General features: G+C 40.6%; 24 protein-coding genes. 13 read left to right on the top strand and 11 right to left on the bottom strand.

Features of this window, described 5'->3' with window-relative positions:
• Window positions 1-208: 208 nt before the first annotated feature.
• Window positions 209-436 carry a hypothetical protein gene (locus ACEYW6_RS28535; protein ID WP_412982395.1) on the top strand — a complete coding sequence of 76 codons (228 nt, stop codon included), beginning with the start codon at window positions 209-211 and terminating at the stop codon, window positions 434-436.
• Between the two features lie 184 nt (window positions 437-620).
• Here the strand turns inward: ACEYW6_RS28535 and arsS are convergent, their stop codons facing one another.
• From arsS to ACEYW6_RS28510, 5 genes are all read right to left on the bottom strand, one after another.
• Window positions 621-1,628, bottom strand: a complete 1,008-nt coding sequence (gene arsS / locus ACEYW6_RS28530; protein ID WP_412982394.1) for an arsenosugar biosynthesis radical SAM (seleno)protein ArsS — start codon at window positions 1,626-1,628, stop codon at window positions 621-623.
• A 43-nt stretch (window positions 1,629-1,671) separates the two neighbouring features.
• Window positions 1,672-2,631 carry an inorganic phosphate transporter gene (locus tag ACEYW6_RS28525; protein WP_412982393.1) on the bottom strand — a complete coding sequence of 320 codons (960 nt, stop codon included), beginning with the start codon at window positions 2,629-2,631 and terminating at the stop codon, window positions 1,672-1,674.
• Window positions 2,632-2,646: 15 nt separating this feature from the next.
• Window positions 2,647-3,615 carry an arsenosugar biosynthesis arsenite methyltransferase ArsM gene (gene arsM, locus ACEYW6_RS28520; protein WP_190895439.1) on the bottom strand — a complete coding sequence of 323 codons (969 nt, stop codon included), beginning with the start codon at window positions 3,613-3,615 and terminating at the stop codon, window positions 2,647-2,649.
• Window positions 3,616-3,731: 116 nt separating this feature from the next.
• Window positions 3,732-4,406, bottom strand: coding sequence for a response regulator transcription factor (locus ACEYW6_RS28515; protein WP_412982392.1), 675 nt, complete (start codon window positions 4,404-4,406; stop codon window positions 3,732-3,734).
• A 193-nt stretch (window positions 4,407-4,599) separates the two neighbouring features.
• Window positions 4,600-4,887 carry a Mo-dependent nitrogenase C-terminal domain-containing protein gene (locus ACEYW6_RS28510; RefSeq protein WP_196511405.1) on the bottom strand — a complete coding sequence of 96 codons (288 nt, stop codon included), beginning with the start codon at window positions 4,885-4,887 and terminating at the stop codon, window positions 4,600-4,602.
• 322 nt (window positions 4,888-5,209) lie between these two features.
• On the opposite strand from ACEYW6_RS28510, the gene ACEYW6_RS28505 reads away from it, so the two are divergent.
• On the top strand, window positions 5,210-5,827 hold the full coding sequence (locus ACEYW6_RS28505; protein WP_196511406.1) for a class I SAM-dependent methyltransferase: 618 nt from the start codon (window positions 5,210-5,212) through the stop codon (window positions 5,825-5,827).
• Between the two features lie 88 nt (window positions 5,828-5,915).
• On the opposite strand, the gene ACEYW6_RS28500 is transcribed toward ACEYW6_RS28505, so the two are convergent.
• Window positions 5,916-6,407, bottom strand: a complete 492-nt coding sequence (locus tag ACEYW6_RS28500) for a GNAT family N-acetyltransferase (protein WP_412982391.1) — start codon at window positions 6,405-6,407, stop codon at window positions 5,916-5,918.
• Between the two features lie 268 nt (window positions 6,408-6,675).
• On the opposite strand from ACEYW6_RS28500, the gene ACEYW6_RS28495 reads away from it, so the two are divergent.
• The 7 genes from ACEYW6_RS28495 (at window position 6,676) to ACEYW6_RS28465 (ending at window position 12,194) form a co-directional block, all read left to right on the top strand.
• Window positions 6,676-6,870: a hypothetical protein gene (locus ACEYW6_RS28495; protein ID WP_412982390.1), complete on the top strand. Its 195-nt coding sequence runs from the start codon at window positions 6,676-6,678 to the stop codon at window positions 6,868-6,870.
• Window positions 6,871-7,304: 434 nt separating this feature from the next.
• Window positions 7,305-7,634, top strand: coding sequence for a hypothetical protein (locus ACEYW6_RS28490; RefSeq protein WP_412982389.1), 330 nt, complete (start codon window positions 7,305-7,307; stop codon window positions 7,632-7,634).
• Between the two features lie 72 nt (window positions 7,635-7,706).
• Window positions 7,707-8,255 (top strand): GIY-YIG nuclease family protein, encoded by a 549-nt coding sequence (locus tag ACEYW6_RS28485; RefSeq protein WP_412982388.1) that lies wholly within the window; start codon window positions 7,707-7,709, stop codon window positions 8,253-8,255.
• A 48-nt stretch (window positions 8,256-8,303) separates the two neighbouring features.
• Complete coding sequence (locus ACEYW6_RS28480) at window positions 8,304-9,767, top strand: protein kinase domain-containing protein (protein ID WP_412982387.1); 1,464 nt, start codon at window positions 8,304-8,306, stop codon at window positions 9,765-9,767.
• Window positions 9,768-10,407: 640 nt separating this feature from the next.
• Window positions 10,408-10,767 (top strand): Mo-dependent nitrogenase C-terminal domain-containing protein, encoded by a 360-nt coding sequence (locus ACEYW6_RS28475; RefSeq protein ID WP_190895430.1) that lies wholly within the window; start codon window positions 10,408-10,410, stop codon window positions 10,765-10,767.
• A 22-nt stretch (window positions 10,768-10,789) separates the two neighbouring features.
• On the top strand, window positions 10,790-11,062 hold the full coding sequence (locus ACEYW6_RS28470; RefSeq protein ID WP_412982386.1) for a cupin domain-containing protein: 273 nt from the start codon (window positions 10,790-10,792) through the stop codon (window positions 11,060-11,062).
• 385 nt (window positions 11,063-11,447) lie between these two features.
• The gene (locus ACEYW6_RS28465; RefSeq protein ID WP_412982385.1) at window positions 11,448-12,194 is read left to right on the top strand and encodes a creatininase family protein; all 747 of its coding nucleotides are present in this window, start codon (window positions 11,448-11,450) and stop codon (window positions 12,192-12,194) included.
• A 247-nt stretch (window positions 12,195-12,441) separates the two neighbouring features.
• Here the strand turns inward: ACEYW6_RS28465 and ACEYW6_RS28460 are convergent, their stop codons facing one another.
• The gene (locus tag ACEYW6_RS28460) at window positions 12,442-13,104 is read right to left on the bottom strand and encodes a class I SAM-dependent methyltransferase (RefSeq protein ID WP_412982384.1); all 663 of its coding nucleotides are present in this window, start codon (window positions 13,102-13,104) and stop codon (window positions 12,442-12,444) included.
• Window positions 13,105-13,170: 66 nt separating this feature from the next.
• Between ACEYW6_RS28460 and ACEYW6_RS28455 the strand changes: the two genes are divergently transcribed.
• Both ACEYW6_RS28455 and ACEYW6_RS28450 read left to right on the top strand, forming a co-directional pair.
• Window positions 13,171-13,605: a CoA-binding protein gene (locus ACEYW6_RS28455; protein ID WP_412982383.1), complete on the top strand. Its 435-nt coding sequence runs from the start codon at window positions 13,171-13,173 to the stop codon at window positions 13,603-13,605.
• Window positions 13,606-13,825: 220 nt separating this feature from the next.
• Window positions 13,826-14,764 (top strand): phosphoribulokinase, encoded by a 939-nt coding sequence (locus ACEYW6_RS28450; protein ID WP_196511433.1) that lies wholly within the window; start codon window positions 13,826-13,828, stop codon window positions 14,762-14,764.
• A gap of 109 nt (window positions 14,765-14,873) precedes the next feature.
• Here the strand turns inward: ACEYW6_RS28450 and ACEYW6_RS28445 are convergent, their stop codons facing one another.
• A complete protein-coding gene (locus ACEYW6_RS28445; protein WP_412982382.1) occupies window positions 14,874-15,434 on the bottom strand; it encodes a hypothetical protein in 561 nt (186 codons plus the stop codon).
• 169 nt (window positions 15,435-15,603) lie between these two features.
• Between ACEYW6_RS28445 and radC the strand changes: the two genes are divergently transcribed.
• The gene (radC, locus tag ACEYW6_RS28440) at window positions 15,604-16,335 is read left to right on the top strand and encodes a RadC family protein (RefSeq protein WP_196511417.1); all 732 of its coding nucleotides are present in this window, start codon (window positions 15,604-15,606) and stop codon (window positions 16,333-16,335) included.
• Between the two features lie 79 nt (window positions 16,336-16,414).
• Here radC and ACEYW6_RS28435 read toward each other — a convergent pair whose 3' ends face one another.
• From ACEYW6_RS28435 to ACEYW6_RS28425, 3 genes are all read right to left on the bottom strand, one after another.
• Window positions 16,415-17,206: an SDR family NAD(P)-dependent oxidoreductase gene (locus tag ACEYW6_RS28435; protein WP_412982381.1), complete on the bottom strand. Its 792-nt coding sequence runs from the start codon at window positions 17,204-17,206 to the stop codon at window positions 16,415-16,417.
• 89 nt (window positions 17,207-17,295) lie between these two features.
• A complete protein-coding gene (locus tag ACEYW6_RS28430; protein WP_412982380.1) occupies window positions 17,296-18,768 on the bottom strand; it encodes an esterase/lipase family protein in 1,473 nt (490 codons plus the stop codon).
• Window positions 18,769-18,863: 95 nt separating this feature from the next.
• Complete coding sequence (locus tag ACEYW6_RS28425; protein WP_412982379.1) at window positions 18,864-20,792, bottom strand: hypothetical protein; 1,929 nt, start codon at window positions 20,790-20,792, stop codon at window positions 18,864-18,866.
• 744 nt (window positions 20,793-21,536) lie between these two features.
• Here ACEYW6_RS28425 and ACEYW6_RS28420 point away from each other — a divergent pair.
• Window positions 21,537-22,931, top strand: coding sequence for an NADH:flavin oxidoreductase (locus ACEYW6_RS28420; protein WP_412982378.1), 1,395 nt, complete (start codon window positions 21,537-21,539; stop codon window positions 22,929-22,931).
• The last annotated feature ends 52 nt before the right edge of the window (window positions 22,932-22,983 follow it).

Below are 22,983 nucleotides of genomic sequence, written 5' to 3'. Positions count from 1 at the left end.
TACGTTGGCGCTTGAGCGCTGTTGTAAGGTTGCTGTCATGGTTTTATAAGTGCGGTTAGTTATTTATGAATCAGGCTTGTTTGTCTTTGCCTGTGAATTCACTTTACAATGCTTTACATTTTTTAATCAAGTTTGATCACTTCAGTAAAGCTGATATTAGTCATGAGTTTTGCTTATTTAAGGGTTGCGCAGGAGTAAAGGAGTAGTATTGGCAATTCAAGATACAACAAACATAGATTTAACAGTACATCGATCAATTACAGGTGTAGGTTATCTAGACCATGCCAAACTATCACGATTAAAAGTCCATTCCACATTTGCCGCCACAAGCAATGGAGTACCGTTAGGAATTATTGAACAGCAGATATGGGCAAGAGAAACAGAAAATTTAGGTATAGGGAAAAAACGCCTGATTTCTCATCTGATGCTGTTTTAGAAAAAAGTTAACGTCTTTATGTTTATTTACAATAAAAAAATAAAAGCCATGAAAATTTAAAGAATTCCACAGCTTTTTAGTGTGGTGTAAGGAGACTTAAGTAAGTATTATCATAAATCATCTAACTATTAGTGATGCATAGGTAACGTGATTTGTAACTTCTAACTTCATTCTTTAACTAACTTTAGAGCAAAGCACCACTACAACTAGAACCACATCCAGCAGTACAACCATAGCAATAAGCAGCAGTTTGTATCTCACTAATCAGGTCTAAGCTGCCAGTTTCTAAAAGTTTGTTAACTGTCAAGGTTTCACCATTGCGATTTTTCGCAGGTAAATTCATCATTTGGTTAAAGTCACAATCATATACATTGCCTAAATAGTCAATTGAGAGTTCATCGCGGCACATCAAATGTTCAACTGTGCTGGGATTAAAATGCGATTCTAAAAACTGCAAATAGCTGGTGTATAGTTTTTTCCGTTCTAAATGCATTTTGGTTCTACCAACTGGTAGGTTGGTAATGGTGAAGAGGTTGCTAAATACAATATTAAAATGTTCTTGCAAGAACATTTTGTAATCTCGTTCTAGGTTGATCTGTTCGGGAGCTAAAGAAAATCTTTCATCCGTGGGTAACTGGGGATTAAATACCAAGTCCAAAATTAAATTTGGCTCTTTACCATAGCCAAGTTGGTTAAGCCACTGCAAAGCTTTGACTGAACTATCAAAAACACCAGCACCACGCATTTTATCAACATTATCTGCTAAGTAGCAGGGTAGAGAAGCTACAACTCTTATTTGATGTTGAGCAAAGTATTCTGGTAAATCAGCAAATCCATCCTCAAAATAAATGGCCAAATTAGACCGGACAATCACCTGCTTACCAGTTGCTTTTGCTGCTTCTACTAATGCCTTAAATCCATAATTCATTTCTGGTGCCCCACCAGTCAAATCTACTATTTTAATTTCGGGAAATTTATGGATTAGCGAAATCAATTGTTCGCAAACTTCAGGAGAAAGTTCTTCTGTACGTTTTGGGCCAGCTTCGACATGACAGTGTTTACACGCAAGATTACAACGCTTACCTAGATTAATTTGTAAAACAGTAATTCCCTTTTTTACCAAAGGTGAATTGAATCTGTTTTTAAATGGTGTTACTATTGAATCTAGCGAAACTTTTGATTGAGTTTGCATTAGTTACTACTCCTTAAATATGGCAGAAATATATTCATTTTTTCTAACCTTGCAATAATCTGTAGGTTATTCCACTAATAATTGCAGCAGTTGGTAAAGTTAAAATCCACGATAATAGGATCTGATAAAAAATACGAGTACTAACTTTTTTGTCAACCAACCCTACTCCAAAAATAGAACCAACTGAAACATAAGTGGTAGAAACTGGAAGCCCAAACCGACTAGCTACAATGACCAGAATTCCAGTTACTAAATTTGCGGATAAGCCTTGAGTATGATTCATTGAGGTAATCTTCTCACTCATGGTAACAGCAACTTTTTGAGAGTTCAGTAACCCGCCAAGTGCCATTGCGATCGCAATCGTGATCATTCCTCCCTGAATCGAAAAATATTCAATAACTAGAATGAGTGAGAAAATCTTGGGAGTATCATTTAAGCCTCTAGCAAAACTGACAATTCCAGCGCTGAGAAAATGGCAAGTATCAATCATTTTTTGATTGACTGATAGATTCCATTTTGAATTGATATAGCCTGATAAGCTATAAATTGCTGCTCCTAATGGAATAGCAATAATTGGACTAAGTAGTAGAGGTAAAATAAAGGAAGTTCCCAAAGCTGCAAAATTAACTTTGAGTCCGATCGCAACTAATCCAGCGCCAACCAGTGCACCTGTTAAACTGTGAGTTGTGGAAATGGGAAACCCCATAAGTGTAGCTATGAGCACAGTTAAACCAGCAGCGATCGCAACTGCCATATGAAACTCTGGTGAATTAGCGATCGCATCAGGTACTAGCCCTTTCCCAGAGAAATTTTTAATTAGTGTTCCTGCTAGAAAAGTTGCAGTTCCTGCACCAGCGAAAGTTGTAAAAGTTGCCCACAAAATTGCTGTTTGATAGCTGCTAGTTCGGCTACCAAACAAAGTTGCTACCCCTTTAAAGTTGTCATTTGCACCATTGGAATATGCTAAAAAAAGCGTGGCGATAAATAGACTAATTAACAACATTTTGGGGTTTATAAATTAACAGCAACCACCACCGCTATAGTGCCAGGTTGAATTAGTAACAATTATTTCTGCTGGCTTTATAGCCGCAAGGTTAGCAGCAGTTTTATCACACACTGCTGCGGGAATACCCCGCTGGAGTAAATGACCTGCTGAGTCGTCGAAGAAGGGTTCCAAGCCAGCATAAACTGCTGTTTTTCCCGTAAAGATACAAGCGCCATCTTCTGGAATAGCAACTTTAAAGGAGACAGAATCTAAACTTTCTAAAAGTAGGTGTTCTTCTAAATTATAAGTCTGGGAATCTAGTAAACGGTAAGGACGACGAGCGCGAATTTCAACTTGACCAAAGCCAGCATTTGTAATCCGTTCAGTATACTCTTCATAGGTGAGTGCACCTGATAAACACATGGCTCTGAGTCGTTCATCTTGTTGAAGATGTGCTGGAATTTGACTAGTGGCAATTGGATCGCTCATCTGCAAGCGTCCACCTGGTTTTAATACTCGATAAGCTTCTTTTAAAGCACGAGTCAAATCTTCTGGTTCAAAAATGTTGAAAAGGCAATTTTGCGCCACAATATCGACAGTAGCATCAGCAACAGGTAAGTTAAAAGCATCGCCTTCGCGGATTTCTACAAAACGGGTGTCAAACCACGGGTTTTCTTGAGCAGCAATTTCCAGATTGCGTGCGGCTGCTTCCCGCATGGCCCCAACTGGTTCAACAGCAATTACAGCACCTACATGGCGGGAAAAATAAGCGAATTGTAACGCTTCTAAGCCACCGCCAACACCGACATACAGCACGGTAGGTTGGTTTCCTAATTCAGTGGGGTGAACGGTAGTACCACAACCATAGTTCATTTCCTGCATTGGCAAAGGAATTTTCAATCCTGGTAGTTGCAGGGGCGTACTTTGCACACAACAAAGTCCAACTTGCGGGGTTTGAGCAACTTCGCGGTAGAATTGCGCTGCTGTTTCTAGATAGGTCATGCAGTTTTAGATGATGATAGCTTTGTGCATCCTAGTATAATTAGCCTTGAGTTGGATGAGTTTTTGGTGAAATTGCCAAAAACCCCAAATTTTCCTAAAAATGCCCAATGCCCACTTCAATCATGCAATGTATAGCCAACGCCGCTCACAGTTTGAATGAGGCACTTTTCGTTATTGGCTTCAAGTTTCAGCCGCAGGTAGCGCATGTGAAGTTCGATAATGTTGGCATCGCCCATGAAGTCGTAACCCCAGACTTCCTCTATAATGTGATCGCAGGTAATTACCTGTCGCGGATGGGCGAGTAAATATTCTAGTAAATCAAATTCCTTAGCAGTTAACTCAATTAACCGCTGATTTCGGTACACTTGGCGCGTGTGACGATTTAAACTCAGGTCTTCAAATTCTAAAACATCTGCTTTGTCCACTTGCTGGCTTCTTCGCAGGTGAGCGCCAACTCTGGCCAATAATTCATCAACGCTGAAGGGTTTAACGAGGTAATCATCAGCACCAGCGTCTAAGCCTGCAATGCGATCGCTCACTTCGTCTTTGACGGTTAATAAGATTATTGGCACTTTATCACCAATACTTCGCAGGCGGCGGCAGATTTCCAGCCCCGATAAACCAGGTAACATCCAGTCTAAAATTACTAAATCTAGATGTAGCTCACGCGCTGCGGTGAGTGCAGTTAATCCATCGTAGGCAATACTGACTTGATAGCCTTCATAATTCAATTCCAATTCGACAAATCGTGCCAGTTTGACTTCATCTTCAACCAGTAAGATGTGCGTCATGATGATGTTAATGATTTCAGCAGGGTACGGTAAGCAAAAATACAGTCTGGAAACACTTTAGCGAGGTGCCAGCTACTTAATAGCTAAACATCTAAATTAGGTGTACGTTAGCTTAGTATAAACCTGAGTAAGTAACAACCGTAAATCTGCAAATACCGATGGCTGCTTGATCAAAGAACGATCCAACTGGCTATTAGCAATAGGCTGTGACATCTTCACCACATTCATCGGCAAGATAACAGAGCGCTTTAAAACGCAAACCAACCACTTCCTCGTATAGGGGATTTAATTTACACATCGGTGGAATGTGAAATAGCTTCCGACCAAACAACTTGATGTCTCGCTCAAAGGGACACTGAGCAGGAATAGCTTTGCACAAGAAATGAGCCAATTTGGAGTTATGAATTTCTATCGTTTCCAACCACTCGCGGACTGGGTGCAGTAGATCATTGTGTAACCGGACTTGAATAAAGTTTGTCATAATCTTTCACCTTAATAATTTCAAAACAAATTGAGTTTGTTGTATTTGAACCTCTATAAATACATACGGTTATGTTCTATAGTTTTATGCAGTGCTTACTCATTCCTTAGTTCTCTACAGAGGTAGAATGAGTCTCTAGGAACACTTTTAACTACACATTCATCTGCCAAAATTCCGGATGATTTGCCAAGGTGAGCAGAAGTATTTTGCCAAACGTTAGGCTAGATATTGCCGCACTGCAAAACTATAGTTAACCAACTTTTTGGAGGCGCAGCTACTTAAGCTAAAAAAGCAATCAGCTTCAGGTAAACTGCGAAAACTAATGACTAATGACTTTTTTAGTAACAAAAAGTTCCTATTTGACCGATGGGCACCAAGTTATGACTGGCTCTTTCCTTCAGTGTTTTATCGAGCCGTTCACAAACGGTTGCTGGAGTACATCGATTTACCAGAGCCAGCAAATGTACTTGATATCGGCTGTGGTACTGGACGCCTACTTGAGCGCCTTGCTACTGAGTTTCCCGACCTGCAAGGCACCGGATTGGATTTATCTAGTAATATGTTGCGGGTAGCAAGACAAAGCAACCGCCACCGTCCACGCTTAATTTATATCGAGGGGAAAGCTGAGTCTCTTCCATTTGCTGATGGTCAATTTGATGCTGTTTTCAGCACTATCAGCTTCTTGCACTATTTGGAGCCTAAACAGGTGGTTAGTGAGATAGCACGGGTACTTTCTCCCGGTGGACGCTTCTATTTAGTTGACATTACCTCTAAAAAAGAGACAGAACCTCAATTATTGCCAATCTCTCCGCGTGGAATTAGACTCTACAGCCCTAATCAACGTCAACTTCTTGGCTCCTCTGCTGGGCTATTGTGTTTGAATCACCACTATTTACTAGGGCCTGTCTTACTAACAATTTTTGCTAAACCTCCGATTTGAAAATGGGGAATAGGGAATAGGAAAGGGTTGAAAACAGCTTGTATCAAGCCTTTTTTGCAAATATTAATTATGAATTACGAATTACGAATTACGAATTACCTCGATGTTCCATGAATACCACAGGAACTCTCAGCAGTTTTTTACCTAATTGCGAGAATCTAAATTTACTCTTGAGCGTAGATAAGCCGCTTGTCTTGGGAAACTGTGGCAAGTCTTCAAAAGATATTGGCACAAAACCAAAGCGACTGTAAAACTGCGCCAATCGTTCACCTAAACATTCAAGATAAAGTGGTTGCGTTGCTGTATTAATCAAATGTTGCGTTAGCAAAGTACCCAAACCGCGACCTCTCCAAGTTGACGCAACGACTAAACTACCAAGTTCTTGCGCCCCTGAGAAATTACGTAGCTGTCCACAAGCTACCAGATTGCAATCGCATTCAATTACCCAAAATTGCTGCCAATTTAATTGGGTTGGGTCAAGTTTCGCTGAAAACACCAGCAATCGAATCGACCACTTATCCGCAGAGGTTGCCTTGCGAAGGATACATCCAGATGGTAACGATAGATTGCTCTGGTTCATTAATGACACTTTGATAGTTGGTATCACAATCATCACATCATATTATTCACCTAGTACAGATCGGCGGAAATAAACCTCCCTTAACTATAGAAAGCGTTGTAACATTAAAAAACTCTACATTTCTGGATTTTTATCAGTATACATGAGTAGTACTAAATAATACTTTTGATAGAGGTAGAAATCAGCCATAACTATATCTGGATAGATGTATTTACACTGTTAATCTTCTTAAGATAATACCAACAATAAGATTATTAGGAATGTAATAATGTCTGAACCACAAAAAGCTGGTAGCCAAGAAGGTACACCCGGTGCTTCTGGTAATTACGAAACCCCTGTTGACGAAAGTAAGCGCAAAACTGGCGATGATGAAAAGAGCGGTGCTAAACCCACTGCTACACCAGAAGCACCAGAAAATGATTCTGTAGCAGGTAGTCCCAATCAGGGAACTGAGTCACGTTAATTGGTTTGAAGTTTGCCAAGTTTCAATAATCTACTTGGGTTTTTCTAGCAAACCCGATTTACTAAACTTTGAGTGGATAGTTGTGGTTTATATCACGATTATCCACTCATTTTTGTTGTGTGAACATCGTTTTTAGGGAGAGTGGTAAGTGCGTAGGCGTAGCCCTTTTTAGGTATCGCTTTAATACAGTATCTGAATATCAGCACAACGTTAAGGAAAAATCACCTATCCCTGAAAATCTGCTAAACTTCACGATTCTTAATCATGCTAGCTTCTTCCTGTGGCTGACAGAAGTCACACAATCCAATAGGCTGATCTTAGGTAATTTTTCACAAAGCTCATCTGCGCCAAAAGGTAGGCTTCGTTGTCCAGCACTTTTGGATTGTTACCATCCTCTACCATCACTTAGTTGTTAATAGCTACCTATACAGAAAATGCCCCTTAAAATCGTCCAGAACTTTGATAGCAGTTTCACTCTTGAAGCACAAGCTCAAGAAAACTTATTCAATTTATTGACCAGCGAGGCTTTTTTAAACCAAATTTGTCAACAGTTACGGTGTGAGCAAGTTAAATTTACAGAATTACTTTTCCAGCCAGTTCCTTACAGCTTAACTACCACTAAAGGAATGCCAGCAGAATTTGAAAAGTATCATGTATCTGATGAATATGCCATTATCAACGTACCACCAAACTTCATGTTTAGTGCTAAGATTTTTAAACCCAGTCGCCTTTGTGCAATTTACCAAAAATTGGGTAATGATTAATTTTACAAGATAATTTTACCTAATTAGCAATTCTCAATTCTGAAGGCAAATAGTAAGTTTGATATTTGATGTATGGCTCTTGAAACGAATCTTTCTTCTTTGGCAACTCTAGAATACATTCCTTACATTGACGATCGCGGTCAATTACCCGAACAATTTCAAGGTAAAATTGGCGTATATGCTATCTTTGACCAAGAAAAAGTGCTGCAATTTGTAGGATACTCCCGTGATGTTTACCTCAGCCTCAAACAGCATTTAGTCCGTCAGCCACAGCAATGCTATTGGGTAAAAGTTCAAACTATTGAACGCCCTAGTCGCACAGTTTTGGAAAATACTGAAAATGCTTGGATTGCGGAAAATGGCAGTGTCCCCTGGGGAAATGGGGATCAAAAAGAAAAATGGACTCATCCCATTGATGTCAAAGTTGTAATGACACCTGAAGAACAAGCAAAATATCAAAATCCAGCTAATGATGAATTAGCACAAATAAAAATTATCAAAAATGTGGCACGGAGAGTAGAAGCAGAAATTTCAACGCAATTGGTAGAAGTGCGTGGTTTGCAAATGCAAATTCGCTTCAATCCTAAATTGAAAGAAGAAGGTTTACTAGATTTGAAATGAAGGTAGTTTTGGGGAAAACTATCTTATGAATATCCCTTGTAATCTCCCATGACAATACAGCTGCTAAATGATCGCTATCAAGTTATCCGCACACTAGGCGCTGGTGGGTTTGGTGAAACCTATCTAGCAGAAGATACCTACATGCCTTCAAAGCGCCATTGTGTGGTTAAACAGCTAAGACCAATTCACAACAATCCCCAAATTTACCAGCTAGTGCAAGAGAGGTTTCAGCGCGAAGCAGCTATTCTAGAAGAACTCGGTGGCGCAAATGACCAAATTCCAGCATTGTATGCCTACTTTTCCTCAGGCGGACAATTTTACTTAGTTCAGGAGTGGGTTGAAGGCGATACCCTAACTGGAAAAGTGCAAACGCAGGGGCTATTTAGTGAAGTCGCTGTCCAGGAATTATTCATGAATTTATTACCTGTCCTGGATTACGTTCACTCTAAGCATATCGTTCACCGCGATATTAAACCGGATAACATTATTGTGCGTCATCGGGACGGTAAACCAGTGCTGATTGATTTTGGCGCTATACGGGAATCGATGGGAACAGTAGTAAATTCTCAAGGCAATCCTACTAGTTCGATTGTGATTGGTACACCTGGCTATATGCCGAGTGAACAAGCCGCAGGTAGACCAGTTTATTCGAGTGATTTATACAGTTTAGGAATGACGGTAATTTATTTGCTGACTGGTAAACAGGCGCAACAACTAGAAACGGATTCCCAGACGGGTGAAATTGTATGGCGACAGTATGCTGGTCATATTAGCCCAATTATGGCAGGAGTGATCGATAAAGCGATCGCTTATCATCCGCGCGATCGCTACCCCACAGCCAGAGCCATGCTGGATACCTTGCAGAGCATAGCAAATCCAATGCCACCGACGCAACCCCTCTTGACTCAACCGACTGTAGTCTCTGCACCGCCACCTCAAACAGTTCCTGTCAAACCACAGCCTACCCCTCAAGGTAATAGTCAGAATAATATCCTTGTCGGCAGTTTGATTGCAGGTGGGCTAATTGGTGCATCTGTGATTATTAGTCAGGTATTAACAAAACCTACTCAATCTACAGCAGACAAAACGGTGTTAACTTCAGAAACGCCGTCAACTGTCACAAGCCCCGTGATAGAAACTCCTACATTGACACTAAATAGCCCATCTGTTCCGACTCAATCTATACCTTCCTCAACTACATCAATATCGCCAGATGCTACCGCGGCTATCAACACTTATTTCTGGCTTTCCCAAAGACTTATAACTGATACAGATTTGGATGGTAAAGATGGTTTTGAACTAGATATTATGCGAAATTCGATTTTTGCTAGTCATGGTCGCCGTTTTGATACTCCTGAATTACAAGATTACTTTAATAAGCAACCTTGGTATCGCCCTATATATTCACCAAAAGCATTTCCACCTAAATTGTTGTCAAAATTAGAGCAACAGAATGTAGAATATATCAGCAAATATCAAGATCGTTACGGCTTGAGATATTTTAAGAAATAAAATTTTCATAATTATACCATTTCACAAAATAGATGATATATTTTCGTAGGGGCGTAGTGCTATAGGCCCCTACATCCGATGCATTTATTGCAAATATTCTTGTAAATACTATAAGTCATAAGTATATTAGCTTGGACTTATCAAAGGATTTCTTGCTACTTATTAGATAATATCTAGGTTAGCTAGTGTATCATACCGGACAGATTACTAGATATTTACTAGCCTAAAATCGCTAGATATTAGAGTCTAATCCTAGCGAAGTCTATATGGAGTCAGAACTAAACAGTTTTTTTCTCCCCCCAAGTCCATCTCTAGATACTAGGCAGTTTCAGAACCAAGCATTTATATTTAATATATAAAATTGCTATCTCCAGGATTAGCAATCCATAAGTTAAAGAAATGCCATTTTTATATTTTCTTTGTTATTTTGTATTTAACGGGACAGTTCTTCCCGATTTGGTGGGCTTAAATAACAATTAGTTAAACCATTTCCCCCCAAAGATGCATGTAAATTTTTTGCGTTGTGCTTATTTTCCTTCCTAAATTGACAAGCACAATGCAAATTGACCAAACAGATTACATGCTAATATTATCAATCGGCAAATAGTTCATCTACACAAGGAAAACCTTGCCTAAAACTATGCTTAAAACAATTAATCAACGTATTTTTCTGCCTGCTTTTATTAACCCTTTAGAAGAAAAGAATCAAAAAGGTAGTAAAAGGCAATTTACTCGACCTAAATTAGATTTGCTGCAACCATTACGTCAATGGGTAGACAAAATTGAGATTCAGAATCAGAAATTAGCCAAATTTATTGCTAAACTGATCCCCGCCCAGTGTCCATTTGAGCGTGATATCATGCTTTTTGGTCGAAAGATAGGCCACATCCCGCCAATGTGCAAACTCAATCCGCTTTATAACGAACTTGTGTACTTGCGTTTTCGGGCTTTGTGTTATTTAGTAGATCAGTGTGGAGAGGATATCCAATCCTACTGCTGAATATAACTAGAAAAAACACAATATGGAAATTAAAATTGAGCATCAACCCAGCCAAGAACATCTCAACGAATTGGGTGTCTATAAATGGGAAATTTGGAAAAAAGAAGTCTCAAAATTCCCTTGGACTTATGATTCTCAAGAAACTTGCTACTTTTTGGAAGGTGATGTAGTTGTTACTCCGGATGGTGGACAACCAGTGCAAATGGGTAAAGGCGATTTGGTTATTTTTCCCGCTGGTATGTCTTGCACATGGGAAATTAGAAGGGAAGTGAAAAAACATTATTACTTTGATTAGTCAATAGATAAGAGTGATCCCCTTTGTCTAGTTGATTATTCAGCAAGCCAACATCTCACAACATCTCATAACTTAATTTGGATTTCTACTATAGGGGGGTTCGCAGCAAGTGTCATAGGATAAAGTAGCAGAATTGGTAAATTGCTTATATCCATATTTGTCGAAACTCGTTGCGATTCCATCCCCTAACCAGTATTTATAGAAATAGATAGTTTGATTTACTCCAAACTTGACAGTGGACATAGAACCCCAACTTCTCAAAGAAGTTGGGGTTCTTGTGCAATTGCCACCACAGAAAATCCAGAGAGTTCATAATCATGTTAGTGGGAGTTTAGCAGAAAAAGGTTTCGTCCCACCGCAATTTTATTGAGGAAATTCATCAAAAATGTTACTGCATTTAAGTACTTGGCAAGAAGTCGAAACTTATTTACAGCAATCAAAGGGAATTATTTTCCCTATTGGTTCTACAGAACAACATGGGCCAACGGGGTTAATTGGCACTGATGCTATTTGTGCAGAAGCGATCGCAGCTGGTGTAGGTGATGCAACTCAAGCGATCGTTGGCCCTACAATCAATGTGGGGATGGCACTGCATCATACCTCCTTTCCTGGCACTATCAGTCTGCGTCCCAGCACTTTAATTCAAGTAGTGCGAGATTATGTAACTTGTTTAGCCAAAGCTGGTTTTAGCAAGTTCTACTTTATTAACGGACACGGCGGTAATATCGCCACCCTGAAAGCTGCTTTCTCAGAAACTTACGCGCATTTAGAAGATTTGCAAATTCCTAATGCTCAACATGTGCAATGTCAAGTGGCAAACTGGTTTATGTGCGGTTCTGTATATAAGCTAGCTAAAGAATTATATGGGGATCAAGAAGGTTCTCATGCAACGCCAAGTGAAGTAGCCCTCACCCAGTACGTTTATCCAGAGGCGATTAAGCAAGCACCCCTTTCACCAGAAGTTGCAAGCGGACATAGAATTTATAGCGCAGCTGACTTTCGAGTGCGTTATCCAGATGGACGCATGGGATCAAATCCGGCTTTAGCAACGCCTGAACATGGTAAGCAATTTTATGATTTGGCGGTGAAAGAACTTAGCAATGGGTATTTGGAATTTGTGAACGCTGAATAAAAGTTATGCAAAGAAATTGTAGAGATGCGATTAAAATCGTGTCTCTGCATAAAATATCTGGAGAATAATTAAGTGATTTAGAACAAGTATTAATCGATAAGCTGGAATACTATTTATTAGAATTGCGTAAAAAAGGAGGTTAGGGGTGATCAATTAAGTGTCTAAAATCACAGCTAAACACTTTTAAAACAAACTCTAATGCCGCTTCTGCGTTCGTAATAAATGGATGAATGGGGATTTAAAGATATTACTTCTTGAGTGCCAGAGTCAAGCCATCTGCGATCGCTACTAAACTAAGACTAACTCGCTGGTCTTGATGCAGCTTTTGATTAAAGGCACGAATCTTTTTAGTTCTATTATCTTGCACTTGGGGGTCGGCAACCCTGCCTGACCAGAGGACATTATCGATCGCAATCAGTCCTCCGGGACGCACTAATTGCAGCGATCGCTCATAATAACCATCATAGTTGCTCTTATCTGCATCGATGAAAGCAAAATCAAAGGTTTCCGCCTCTCCTGTGGAGAGTAACCGATCCAAAGTCTCCAAAGCGGGGGCAATGTGCAGTTGAATCTTATCCGCCACTCCTGCTTGTTGCCAATAGCGCCGAGCGATCGTTGTAAATTCTTCACTCACATCACAGGCTACCACTTTACCGTCCGTAGGTAACGCCAATGCCACCACCAGGGAACTATAACCTGTAAATACCCCAATTTCCAAAGTTTTCTTAGCTCCCAACAACTGCACCAGTAACGCCAGAAATTGACCCTGTTCAGGAGCAATCTGCATTCTCCCTATTGGATACTGGGCTGTTTCCTGTCTCAGTTCGGTTAAAATATCTGGTTCTCGCAGAGAGACTGACAGTAAATAGTCATAGAGGTTTTGTTCGAGTCCTAGTGTTTGAGTTGTCATAAGATTGGGGATTAAGGCATTGGGTCGGTATTATTAAGCAAAGCGATCGCTGAGAATATTTAAATCATGGCAAACCTCAAAGAAGATGATAACGCCCTGCGTGAGGTGTTGACCCAAGCTAAAACCATCGCTGTTGTCGGTCACTCTGATAAACGCCAACGCACCAGTTATCAAATCGCCCAATTCTTGCGGCAGAGAGGGTATACAGTCTATGCGGTCAACCCCCTAGTTAAAGAAATTGACGGTCAACCCAGTTATGCTGCACTCCACGAATTACCAGAACCAGTGGATATTGTTAACGTGTTTCGCCGTTCTGAATACTTGCCAGAAATTGTAGATCAATCAATTTCCACCAACGCTAAAACTGTCTGGGCGCAATTGGGCATTTGGCATCAACCATCAGCACAAATAGCTGTAGATGCAAAACTTAACGTGGTGATGGATGCCTGTATCAAAATTGAGTATCTGCGGCTAAGGATAAATTCAGCAGGCGATATTTAATAGCATCCAACTTTTGCATCCATCATTATGCGTACAGATGACTATCAAAGCAATGTAGTTTGTAATTATTATGCAATAAACCAGCGCCCAGACATTTTATATGTAGAGATATTGCATACCAAGCCTTTGCTTGAGTTACTTGCCTAAACCCTTCTAGAATAAAAACTATTGTAGGGAAGTTTTATTACTTACTAAACTTGCTTTTATTCTGGGAGGTATAATGAGCCGTCCAATAATTCTTGGTATTGTAGGCGACAGCGCTGCTGGGAAAACAACACTAACGCGAGGAATCGCTCAGGTACTCGGCCCAGAAAATGTTACGCTCATTTGCACAGATGATTATCACCGTTACGATCGCCAACAACGTGCAGAGATTGGCATCACTGCCCTCCACCCGGACTGCAACCACTTAGATATTATGCAGCAACACCTGTCGTTGCTACGCACAGGACAGCCAATTCTCAAACCAGTTTACAGCCATAAAACCGGCACATTTGAGCCACCGCAGTATATCAAGCCCAATAAATTCGTGATTATTGAGGGATTACTCGGTTATTCTACTCGTGCCGCCCGTGACTCTTACGATGTTAAAGTTTACCTTGCACCCCCGGAGACAATCCGCGCCAAGTGGAAAGTCAAGCGAGACACGCAAAAGCGGGGCTACACTGCCGAACAGGTGCTAGCCGAATTAGAAAAACGCGAACCAGACTCAGCACAATTCATCCGTCCGCAGCGGCAATGGTCTGATATAGTTATTAGTTTTTACCCACCCACTGAGGAAGCTGATGAAACCAATGGACATTTAAATGTTCGTCTGGTACTACGTCCGACAATTCCCCACCCAGATTTTACTGAGATTGTCAACTCTGGCTATGGTAATTCTGACTCAGCAATCCGCTTGGGGCTAGACAGGGATATGAGTAAGCCTGTGGATGTCTTAGAAGTTGATGGTCATGCAACCTTAGAACAGGTAAATAAGCTAGAGCATATTATTTGTTCTGATATGCCCCATTTACGAAGTATTTGCGATCGCGAAAGTAATCCAGAACTGGGTAAAATTGCTGGTACAACTGGGGAAACACTTCAAAGTTACCCCCTGGCTTTGACTCAGTTGATTATTACCTACCACATGCTGAAAGCAACGCAAATTTATCAGTAATTAGCAAAAATTGAGTATTTGAAACCCATCTCCGTGGGTAAAGCCTCATGTACACGCGGTTTCTAACCGCCCTTTTAACTATTCAAATTTCATAGATTGCTCATGATTGTTACTTTACAGGCGCTTGCAACAATTCAATATCTTTAATCTGAAGAATGCCACTACTCTCAAATTGCACACTGATTTGAATTGTGGCAGCATCTGCTTCTTTTTTTAAATAGGCACGCGCTTCGTAAGGCTGAAAATCTTCCGTTAGTAAAACTTCTGTTGGCCATAATCTCGTCATTGTGCCCCACTGTCCCGTTCTCGGCCAACCTAAGCTAACTTTAATTGGTTTTTCTGTGTTTAGCGCTTTGGCGTTAAATTGACAAGCAAAAACACACTCTTGGACATCGGGTTCTGCAACTTCAAACAAGATTACATTTCGCAAAGGATCTGTACTATTCAACAACTGCTGAGTATTATCGTCATAGGCTTCAATTCGCCAACTTTCTCCGACAATTGCAATGCCTCCCTTTGTTATGGTGAAATCGGCAGGTGTGAATCGACGAATCAACACAAATGGCTCTGCGAGTTCGGGAACAGCAACGAGTTTTTCCAGTTCCTTAAAGGCTTCCTGAGATTTAGAGACAATAAAACCTTTGAGATTGTTGAATAAATCATCGAACATAGCGTTCGCCCTAAATCATATTATTTTTAGTATTCCCTTTAAAGGTTGCAAATGAGATTACCCATACAAACTTACCAAGGTTAAAGATTTTCTCAAATAAAGATGATTTTGAGAGCAAACAAGGGATAAATAAAGATAGTTTGATGTTTGGTGAAGATGATCTTAGTTTATGACCTATTGCCTCAGAATTGCCGACCTACCTACAAATGAGCGTCCGCGTGAGCGATTAATGACGCATGGTGCCAAAATTTTAGCCACAGCGGAATTAATCGCAATTCTTCTAGGCACCGGTCAAGGGCCGGGAAAACTGTCTGCTGTGGGTTTGGGACAATATATTTTGAGCGAATTAGGCAAACACCAACGTGATCCTTTGGCAGTTTTGCGAGAAGTCAGTCCCGCTGAGTTGATGCAAATTTCTGGTGTTGGCCCGGCGAAGGCGACAAGTATTTTAGCAGCAATTGAATTGGGTAAACGCGCCTTTCAATCCCGGCCCAACGATGGCACATTAATTGATAGCCCCCTTGCTGCTGCTGCTACCCTCAGCCAAGACTTGATGTGGCAGACACAAGAACGTTTTGCAGTGGTGCTGTTAGATGTTAAAAATCGCTTATTGGGTACGCAAGTGATTACCATTGGCACAGCAACCGAAACCTTAGCTTCTCCCCGTGATATTTTTCGAGAAGTTATTCGTCAAGGTGCAACGCGGGTAATAGTTGCCCACAACCATCCTTCTGGGAACCTTGAACCCAGCCAGGAAGATATAGAATTGACGCGTCAGTTATTAGCAGGGGCGCAGCTTTTAGGCATTCCGGTATTAGATCATCTGATTTTGGGCAATGGCAATCATCAGAGTTTACGGGAACTTACAACCTTGTGGAATGAACATCCGCAAGGGGATTAATTAATGAACAGGAAGATGGGATCTCTGCGTCTCTTCCTCCCTGCCTCTTCTTTCTTGGCACCTGCCTTAGAGTTACAACCTATTTGCTTTCTTGCATGTTTCTGACTAGTTTAGTTACTAGCTTTCTGGGAGTAAATCTTACAGATTCAGCGAGAAGCTTATTTTTAATTCCAGGAACGACAACAGTTTTGTTTTCCAATAGACCACGATAGCCGATCTGGGCTACTGTTTCCGCAGTCATAATTTTTCGACCGCTTACCAGCTTTGAGTCTTCCATCGCGGCTCTTTCTTGAAAACCAGATTCTGTAGGCCCTGGACAAAGCGCCGTCACAGAGACACCTGTACCTTCTAATTCATTAGCGATCGCTTCTGTGAATGATAAGACATAGGCTTTACTAGCGTAGTATACTGCCATCAGCGGCCCTGGTTGAAAAGCAGCAGTGGAGGCCACATTTAATATTTTTCCAGACCCCCGTTTAACCATACCCTTGAGGAATAACTTGGTTAAATGTGTGAGACATAAAATATTAACCTGTAACAATTGCAGTTCAGCATTCAGGTCAATTTCATTAAATAATCCGTAGGTAGCAAACCCGGCATTGTTCACCAGCACATCAACTTTGATAGATGCTTGTTCTAACTCATTAAAAATTTCTTCTGGGGCTGCTGGGTTAGATAAATCCTTGGAAATAACTTTGACACCAATGCCAAATTTATTTTTAAACTCATCAGCGATTTTATTCAGCTTATCTACGCTTCTAGCTACCAACACGAGATTGTAACCATCCTGAGCAAATAACTTAACGAATTCATAACCGATGCCGCCAGATGCACCAGTAATAAGAGCCGTTTGTCTGCGATTACTCTGCATAAATTTTCCTCTCTTAACTGCTTGAAAAAAATAATCATTAGTTATTGGGCATTGGGAATTGGTTATTAATTCTTCTCCCCCTGCCTCCTTCATTGCCATCGAGAAATTTCCAAGCGAACTGCCGCGTTTGTTCCTAAAACTTTTTGCCCACGGTCAGGTAGGGGAACATATGCAACATATATACCTGAACTAGATTCTGAAGTGGGATTTAAGTTTGTTACTGGCTCTTTCTCATCGGAATTCCAACTGTATTTAGCGTCATATGTGCCATCTGTTGCAGCAACATCAGTAATTAGATAGTCAGACCACAGGGGTACTTGGTCGAGATGACTGTCACGCAACCAATTCGTCTCTTGTTTTGTGAAGGAATGTAATGCTAAACGCAGGGCATATCTACAGACGTTATCATCACTGGCTGAGTTTTTTGGGATTAAAAAGGCTGTAAACAAGGGAATGGGTTTATCTTTTCTTGTTAACTCTTGTGTAATTGGGCAATAATGAGCGATCGCTTGCTCATATATAGGGATAGGAAGACCACGCAAAGCAACCCTAGTTTCCAGTTGATAAAAATTCTTGTCCAGGTCTTTCAACTGGACATTGCTTAAAGACAGTTTCACCTGGATATCACCAAACAGAAAGCGTTGCAGGTTTTGATAACCTTCTTCCGAGTTCAATATGCCATAACGCCCACCATGAGAGCGATGAATATAGGCACGATGAGATCCGGTGATGTAAGCTTTATCAATCTGAACTAGACCATCACTTTTCACCCCCACAGTCGTGCGTGAAAGACCAAAAGCTTCTTCATAATCATGTGCATTAGTGCCAATTAGAGAAAAAACGCGGTTTGGCGAAAATGCATTTTCTAGGCTTTGTAGTTTTTCTAGCTTAAAGTCATTGGGTAACTTAGCTGTTGGCTTGATATAAGGTGTTAAATACTGATACATCCTCTGGGGGCCAAAGTCATCAGAATTATTTAATTGAAACCTGTCCCTCAATTCTTCAAGCAAACCACTCCCGACCTCAAAATAAATGCCACCATGAGGTGTGGCGTAGGTAAATAATTTATCAATGTGATTGACAGCTTGTTCGCGTTGTTCTGGATAAATCTTTTGAATCAAGCTGCGACAAACAAGGCCTCCCATCGAATGGGCGACAAGATAGACTTTGCCTGCACCTGTAGTTTTTTTGACAGTTTGGATTAGGTCTCTTAAACCCTTGGCTATTTCCTCCATCTCTTGTCTGACTTCGGTCTTAGAACCAAAACTGCGTGTAGTTACATCATAAAATCGGTAGATCCAAATAGTTTTATGAAGTTGATTAGACAATCTCTTAATTTGATTGCTTATATTCTGATTGTCAACAATCGGTTGATAACCATGATCGGTCATTAGCCGCAGCAATGGACTCTCGAAAAAAAACTTCTGGGGATTTTCTTTCTCATCTACTCGAATATGAGTTGAACCACCATTGAATCCATAAAACGGATCATTGACCGTTTGTTCAACATCTTTTTGTGTACCTGCATATCCACGAACGAAGATGATTGGTAAATACTGCATAAATATATCCTCGCTATTTAATAAATATTTTTGCTCGTTCCCAAATTTAATCTGGGAACGAGTACTTGCAATGCAGAACATCTAGACAACTTGTCTTAGAAAGTTTTCACGAACTCAATTAGGGCTTTCTTGTCTTCATCTGGTAGATTGGAGCCAAAATAATGACCTTCATCTTCAACGAAGTCAGGAGATTTGTTAGCTCTTAAAAGCACGCGTGCCAACTTACCCTTAATTCCATCCTTGGGTTTCAAGTCCTGAAAAAGGTTGCCGATATTAAGAGATGTAATCGCCTCTCTAATATTGATACTTGCCAGCAAATTCACAGGCGTACCTTTAGGAATAGGAATCCTAAATCTAGGATTCGGATCTCCTGGGGGAAGCTCTAATTTGGTATCTTTAGTTGTCCTGCTAATAATTCCTTCACGCTTTTCAGGCCACAGCAACTTTTCCATAGCATCCGTATAGGCTTCTACACGCCCTTTCACTGAAGGATCTTCGTTGTAAAGTCCTAGTGTATTGTTGTGCAGAAGTGGTGCTGTTGCCCAAATACTAACTAGCGAGGGTGTGCGGTAATATCCCAAACCGCCGTCTGGTATCTTAAATTCGATGGGTTTTTTCTCATCGAAAGGGTTGTACAAAGTCAATGTTCCTGGTGATGGCAGTTCTTTGTAGGTCTTCGACGAGAACTGATCCCAAATATGCCCCTTAGTGGCATTTGTTCCCAGCGATCGCGCCGCATTAGTGCCAATTAGTGTCACCGGATAACGCTGGTCATCAGACAAGAAGTTGTGGTCTAAAAAATTACTACTGAGTACAGACTCTTCATACCATTTCTGAGCCTGTTCGGGGTCAACAGCGATCGCAGCCGGTGGCTTTTTGCTGGAATGGCAACCAGCACAAGTGCTAGCAAAAACCAGCTTGCCACGTTTGAGAACTTCTTCATCTTTAGTCAAGAACTCTTCACCACCTGATGCATCTTTCAGGTGCATCGGCTTGATGGTTTTCAAGAATGCTTCTGCATCAGCCATACGTGCTTCTGTTTGTCTCCACCCTTCGCACTCCTTCCGCGCCTTTTCGATATCAAAAGGTTTTTGGGGAGTTCTGCCTAATAAAGGCTCATGGAGAGTTGTCCAGTAATCGCCACACATCCCAATGTTGACGTAGACGCGTAGTGAGGCATTTGCCACTCCTGTAGAGTCCGCGCCATCTTTGAGAATATGATTAACATCCTGAGTTGAACCATCGTTCATTACCTCTGGATATGTGGGGCGATCGCCTAAATTAAAAATGGCATTGATCGCATTCGGATTATTGATGTGATCGTTACCAATCCGAGAAGTATCAGAGGTACCCGGTCTCTGAGAGTCAAGTACTTGCTTAACAAAACTATTGTCCCTAACGCTGGATGCAAATAATTTGTTTTCTTTGATGTACTGATTACCCAATGCTGCTACGAGGTTTTCCCATTTCGGATGTTCCTTGTCTTTCGGTGGGTTGAGAGGATCTAATGCTACATGACAGATGGCGCAGGACTGCCCAATCACGTAGGGAGGCTCAACTTGCGAAGTTTTGGCATATTCAACAGGGTTCCATTTTGCCGAGTCGAAGTTGGGGTTTTGGAACTTACGCAACCCAATAACGCCGGTTGAAAGTGGGTCTTTACACTTATCTAGCCACAAACCGTATTCATCTGGTGTTGTTGCTTTTTCACATCCAGGATCGTTAATTGCGCCATAGCGTTGGAATCGCTCGTCATGCACACGCGAGTCAATCAGCTTTAGTAGGTCAACACCGCCATGTGTTCGCTTCGCTAAATCACGATAGTACTTGGCGTTACCGCCAGTCCATAAGTACCAGGTGCAACGACCCCGTTTCTCGGCATCTGTCAAATTCTCCGTTCTGTATTCTGGGAGATAACCGATACCTTCACAATTATCAGGGTATTCAGATACACCCGTATCCGAATAACTATTACTTAGTGGCGCAGGTGTTTCGCTATACTCATCGGCTAGAGCTGTAGGCATTCCATAAAAGCCGCAGACTATAAACATAGTCACGAATAGGAGCAGCAGACAGCCCTTAAAAATTAGACTTGTCTTTTTCATAAAACTCTCTTAAACCTTCTTCACTGCACCTCACGTTTACAGAGGTACACTAATGCTCCATCATTGATTTCCCATTTTCCGGATTTAGCATTGGGATACTTTTGATGATTTAAAATGTACCTGACTGAGGCTCGTTATATATGAAGTTACTACACAAATTTGCAAAACGTCATCAATAAACTTTTATACATTTATAAATCAAAAATTTAAAAAATTGTAAACTAACAATGGTGTTGAATAACCAATTTGCTATGGTTATATCGATTCCCTGCATAGTTGGTTAAGTTTGTAACAAATTGTTAGAAGCTAATTTTAAGATTGCCTTAACCTTTTAAGAGAAATAAAAGGCGAAAATTTTCACTTTTTTTAAGATTTTGTTGGTTAATGCTGTAGGTTTACAAACGGCAAAAGACTTTATATAACTGTAAAAACCAATAAGGATAAACATCCATGCTGAAATTTGGTAGCCAAATCTAAGTAACAAAAACTTAATACTTGGCGTTCGCATCCGAAAACCTGCACTGTGGATTTGTAGACATAAACAATTACCCTCCTAGAGACATTGGAAATAGCAGTCCTCTGGAGAGGTTATTAGTGCTAGTAAAAATTCTCATACCTAATTAATTTTATTGTCGATACAACAAAATAAAGACAGAGGAACACATGGAAAGTGATATTATCTTCGAGCCATTGAAATTCCGTAACCTCACAGTCAAAAATCGGATTTTTCGCTCTAGTATTTCTGGAAGATGGGATAACTATGATGGTTCAGGTACCCAAGCCCGAATCAACTGGGAAGAAAAGTTTGCTCGTGGTGGTGTAGGGGCTATTATTAGTTCCTTTGTCCCAGTCACTATCCGGGGACGAATTATGCCTAATTACGCCACCATTGACTGTGATGAGCGCATTCCTTTCTGGCGAAAAGTAGGCGAAAAAGTCCATGAATATGACTGTAAATTTATCTTGCAATTAAGTCATTCTGGGCGACAGCAAGACATTGGCGGTATAGAAAACTTAGGAAAAAAAGCGTTAAGTTCTACCAGCCAAACTGAGCCATTCCACGGCTTTTTGTGTCAAGCAATGACACTAGCAGAAATTAAAGAAACAATTCAATACTTTGCCGATGGTGCTAGACGTGTCCGTGAAGCAGGTTTAGATGGAGTAGAATTGCACAGTGCAAATGGATATCTTTTTAACCAATTTCTCAGTTCTGGAATCAACGACCGTCAAGATGAATACGGTGGTTCGTTAGAGAATCGAGCGCGGTTTTTGCTAAATGTAATTAAAGCAATCCGTAAAGAAGTAGGCAACGACTTTCATTTGCAATTCAAAATTAGTGCCGTTGACTATAACAACGCCGTCACCTTTTGGGAAAAGCCAGGTAATACCATAGAAGATTCTATCCAAGTTTGTAAATGGGCAGAAGAAGCTGGGGCTGATGGGGTACATGTATCAACTGGGAGCTTATTTCCTCACCCACTCAACCCTATTGGTGATTTTAATTTTGATATTATTTCTAAAACTTATGACGCTATGTTGTCGAGTGGCGTTGAAACCACACGCAACTACATTTTATTCCGCAAATCATTTTTACACCCACTTTTCAATTGTTTATGGAACCGCGTGAAAAAGCAATTGCCTCCCCAGGCATTTAGTGGTGATGATATAAAAGACCCGAAAATCAAGCAGTTACTGGCAGAAAATCAAGGCAGAAACTTGCTAGATTCCAGAGAAATTAAAAAGCACGTTAATATTCCCGTATTATGCACAGGTGGTTTACAGCAGGCTTCTTATATTCGTCAAGCAATTAATGATAAATATTGCGATGGCGTCACAATGGCTCGTACCCTCATTGCTAACAATGACTTAGTTAAATCTTTTAAAGAAGGTAAAGACCTTGCAGATAAACCGTGTACTTATTGTAATAAATGTCTGTTAAATGTAATTGAAAACCCCTTAGGTTGTTACGAGCAGGATCGTTTCAATAGCTATGAAGAAATGATGGAAGAAGTAATGTCAGTCTTTCATCCAACTCAGTTTGCAAATTCATCTAAATAAAAAAGCGATGGGTATCAGATTGACAGTTTCGCTTACAGATAATTTCGGCAAT

Origin of the sequence: Nostoc sp. UIC 10607 (assembly GCF_047228265.1) — a bacterium.
Lineage (GTDB): Bacteria > Cyanobacteriota > Cyanobacteriia > Cyanobacteriales > Nostocaceae > Nostoc > Nostoc foliaceum_A.
The sequence above is the reverse complement of the archived record's forward strand: the minus strand, read 5'-3'. Positions and strand labels throughout refer to the sequence as shown.

Excerpts from the sequence above, each read along its gene's own strand:
- arsS (WP_412982394.1), bottom strand. The coding sequence starts at position 1,628 with ATGCAAACTCAATCAAAAGTTTCGCTAGATTCAATAGTAACACCATTT.
- ACEYW6_RS28525 (WP_412982393.1), bottom strand. The coding sequence starts at position 2,631 with ATGTTGTTAATTAGTCTATTTATCGCCACGCTTTTTTTAGCATATTCC.
- arsM (WP_190895439.1), bottom strand. The coding sequence starts at position 3,615 with ATGACCTATCTAGAAACAGCAGCGCAATTCTACCGCGAAGTTGCTCAA.
- ACEYW6_RS28515 (WP_412982392.1), bottom strand. The coding sequence starts at position 4,406 with ATGACGCACATCTTACTGGTTGAAGATGAAGTCAAACTGGCACGATTT.
- ACEYW6_RS28510 (WP_196511405.1), bottom strand. The coding sequence starts at position 4,887 with ATGACAAACTTTATTCAAGTCCGGTTACACAATGATCTACTGCACCCA.
- ACEYW6_RS28505 (WP_196511406.1), top strand. The coding sequence starts at position 5,210 with ATGACTAATGACTTTTTTAGTAACAAAAAGTTCCTATTTGACCGATGG.
- ACEYW6_RS28500 (WP_412982391.1), bottom strand. The coding sequence starts at position 6,407 with ATGAACCAGAGCAATCTATCGTTACCATCTGGATGTATCCTTCGCAAG.
- ACEYW6_RS28495 (WP_412982390.1), top strand. The coding sequence starts at position 6,676 with ATGTCTGAACCACAAAAAGCTGGTAGCCAAGAAGGTACACCCGGTGCT.
- ACEYW6_RS28490 (WP_412982389.1), top strand. The coding sequence starts at position 7,305 with ATGCCCCTTAAAATCGTCCAGAACTTTGATAGCAGTTTCACTCTTGAA.
- ACEYW6_RS28485 (WP_412982388.1), top strand. The coding sequence starts at position 7,707 with ATGGCTCTTGAAACGAATCTTTCTTCTTTGGCAACTCTAGAATACATT.
- ACEYW6_RS28480 (WP_412982387.1), top strand. The coding sequence starts at position 8,304 with ATGACAATACAGCTGCTAAATGATCGCTATCAAGTTATCCGCACACTA.
- ACEYW6_RS28475 (WP_190895430.1), top strand. The coding sequence starts at position 10,408 with ATGCTTAAAACAATTAATCAACGTATTTTTCTGCCTGCTTTTATTAAC.
- ACEYW6_RS28470 (WP_412982386.1), top strand. The coding sequence starts at position 10,790 with ATGGAAATTAAAATTGAGCATCAACCCAGCCAAGAACATCTCAACGAA.
- ACEYW6_RS28465 (WP_412982385.1), top strand. The coding sequence starts at position 11,448 with ATGTTACTGCATTTAAGTACTTGGCAAGAAGTCGAAACTTATTTACAG.
- ACEYW6_RS28460 (WP_412982384.1), bottom strand. The coding sequence starts at position 13,104 with ATGACAACTCAAACACTAGGACTCGAACAAAACCTCTATGACTATTTA.
- ACEYW6_RS28455 (WP_412982383.1), top strand. The coding sequence starts at position 13,171 with ATGGCAAACCTCAAAGAAGATGATAACGCCCTGCGTGAGGTGTTGACC.
- ACEYW6_RS28450 (WP_196511433.1), top strand. The coding sequence starts at position 13,826 with ATGAGCCGTCCAATAATTCTTGGTATTGTAGGCGACAGCGCTGCTGGG.
- ACEYW6_RS28445 (WP_412982382.1), bottom strand. The coding sequence starts at position 15,434 with ATGTTCGATGATTTATTCAACAATCTCAAAGGTTTTATTGTCTCTAAA.
- radC (WP_196511417.1), top strand. The coding sequence starts at position 15,604 with ATGACCTATTGCCTCAGAATTGCCGACCTACCTACAAATGAGCGTCCG.
- ACEYW6_RS28435 (WP_412982381.1), bottom strand. The coding sequence starts at position 17,206 with ATGCAGAGTAATCGCAGACAAACGGCTCTTATTACTGGTGCATCTGGC.
- ACEYW6_RS28430 (WP_412982380.1), bottom strand. The coding sequence starts at position 18,768 with ATGCAGTATTTACCAATCATCTTCGTTCGTGGATATGCAGGTACACAA.
- ACEYW6_RS28425 (WP_412982379.1), bottom strand. The coding sequence starts at position 20,792 with ATGCCTACAGCTCTAGCCGATGAGTATAGCGAAACACCTGCGCCACTA.
- ACEYW6_RS28420 (WP_412982378.1), top strand. The coding sequence starts at position 21,537 with ATGGAAAGTGATATTATCTTCGAGCCATTGAAATTCCGTAACCTCACA.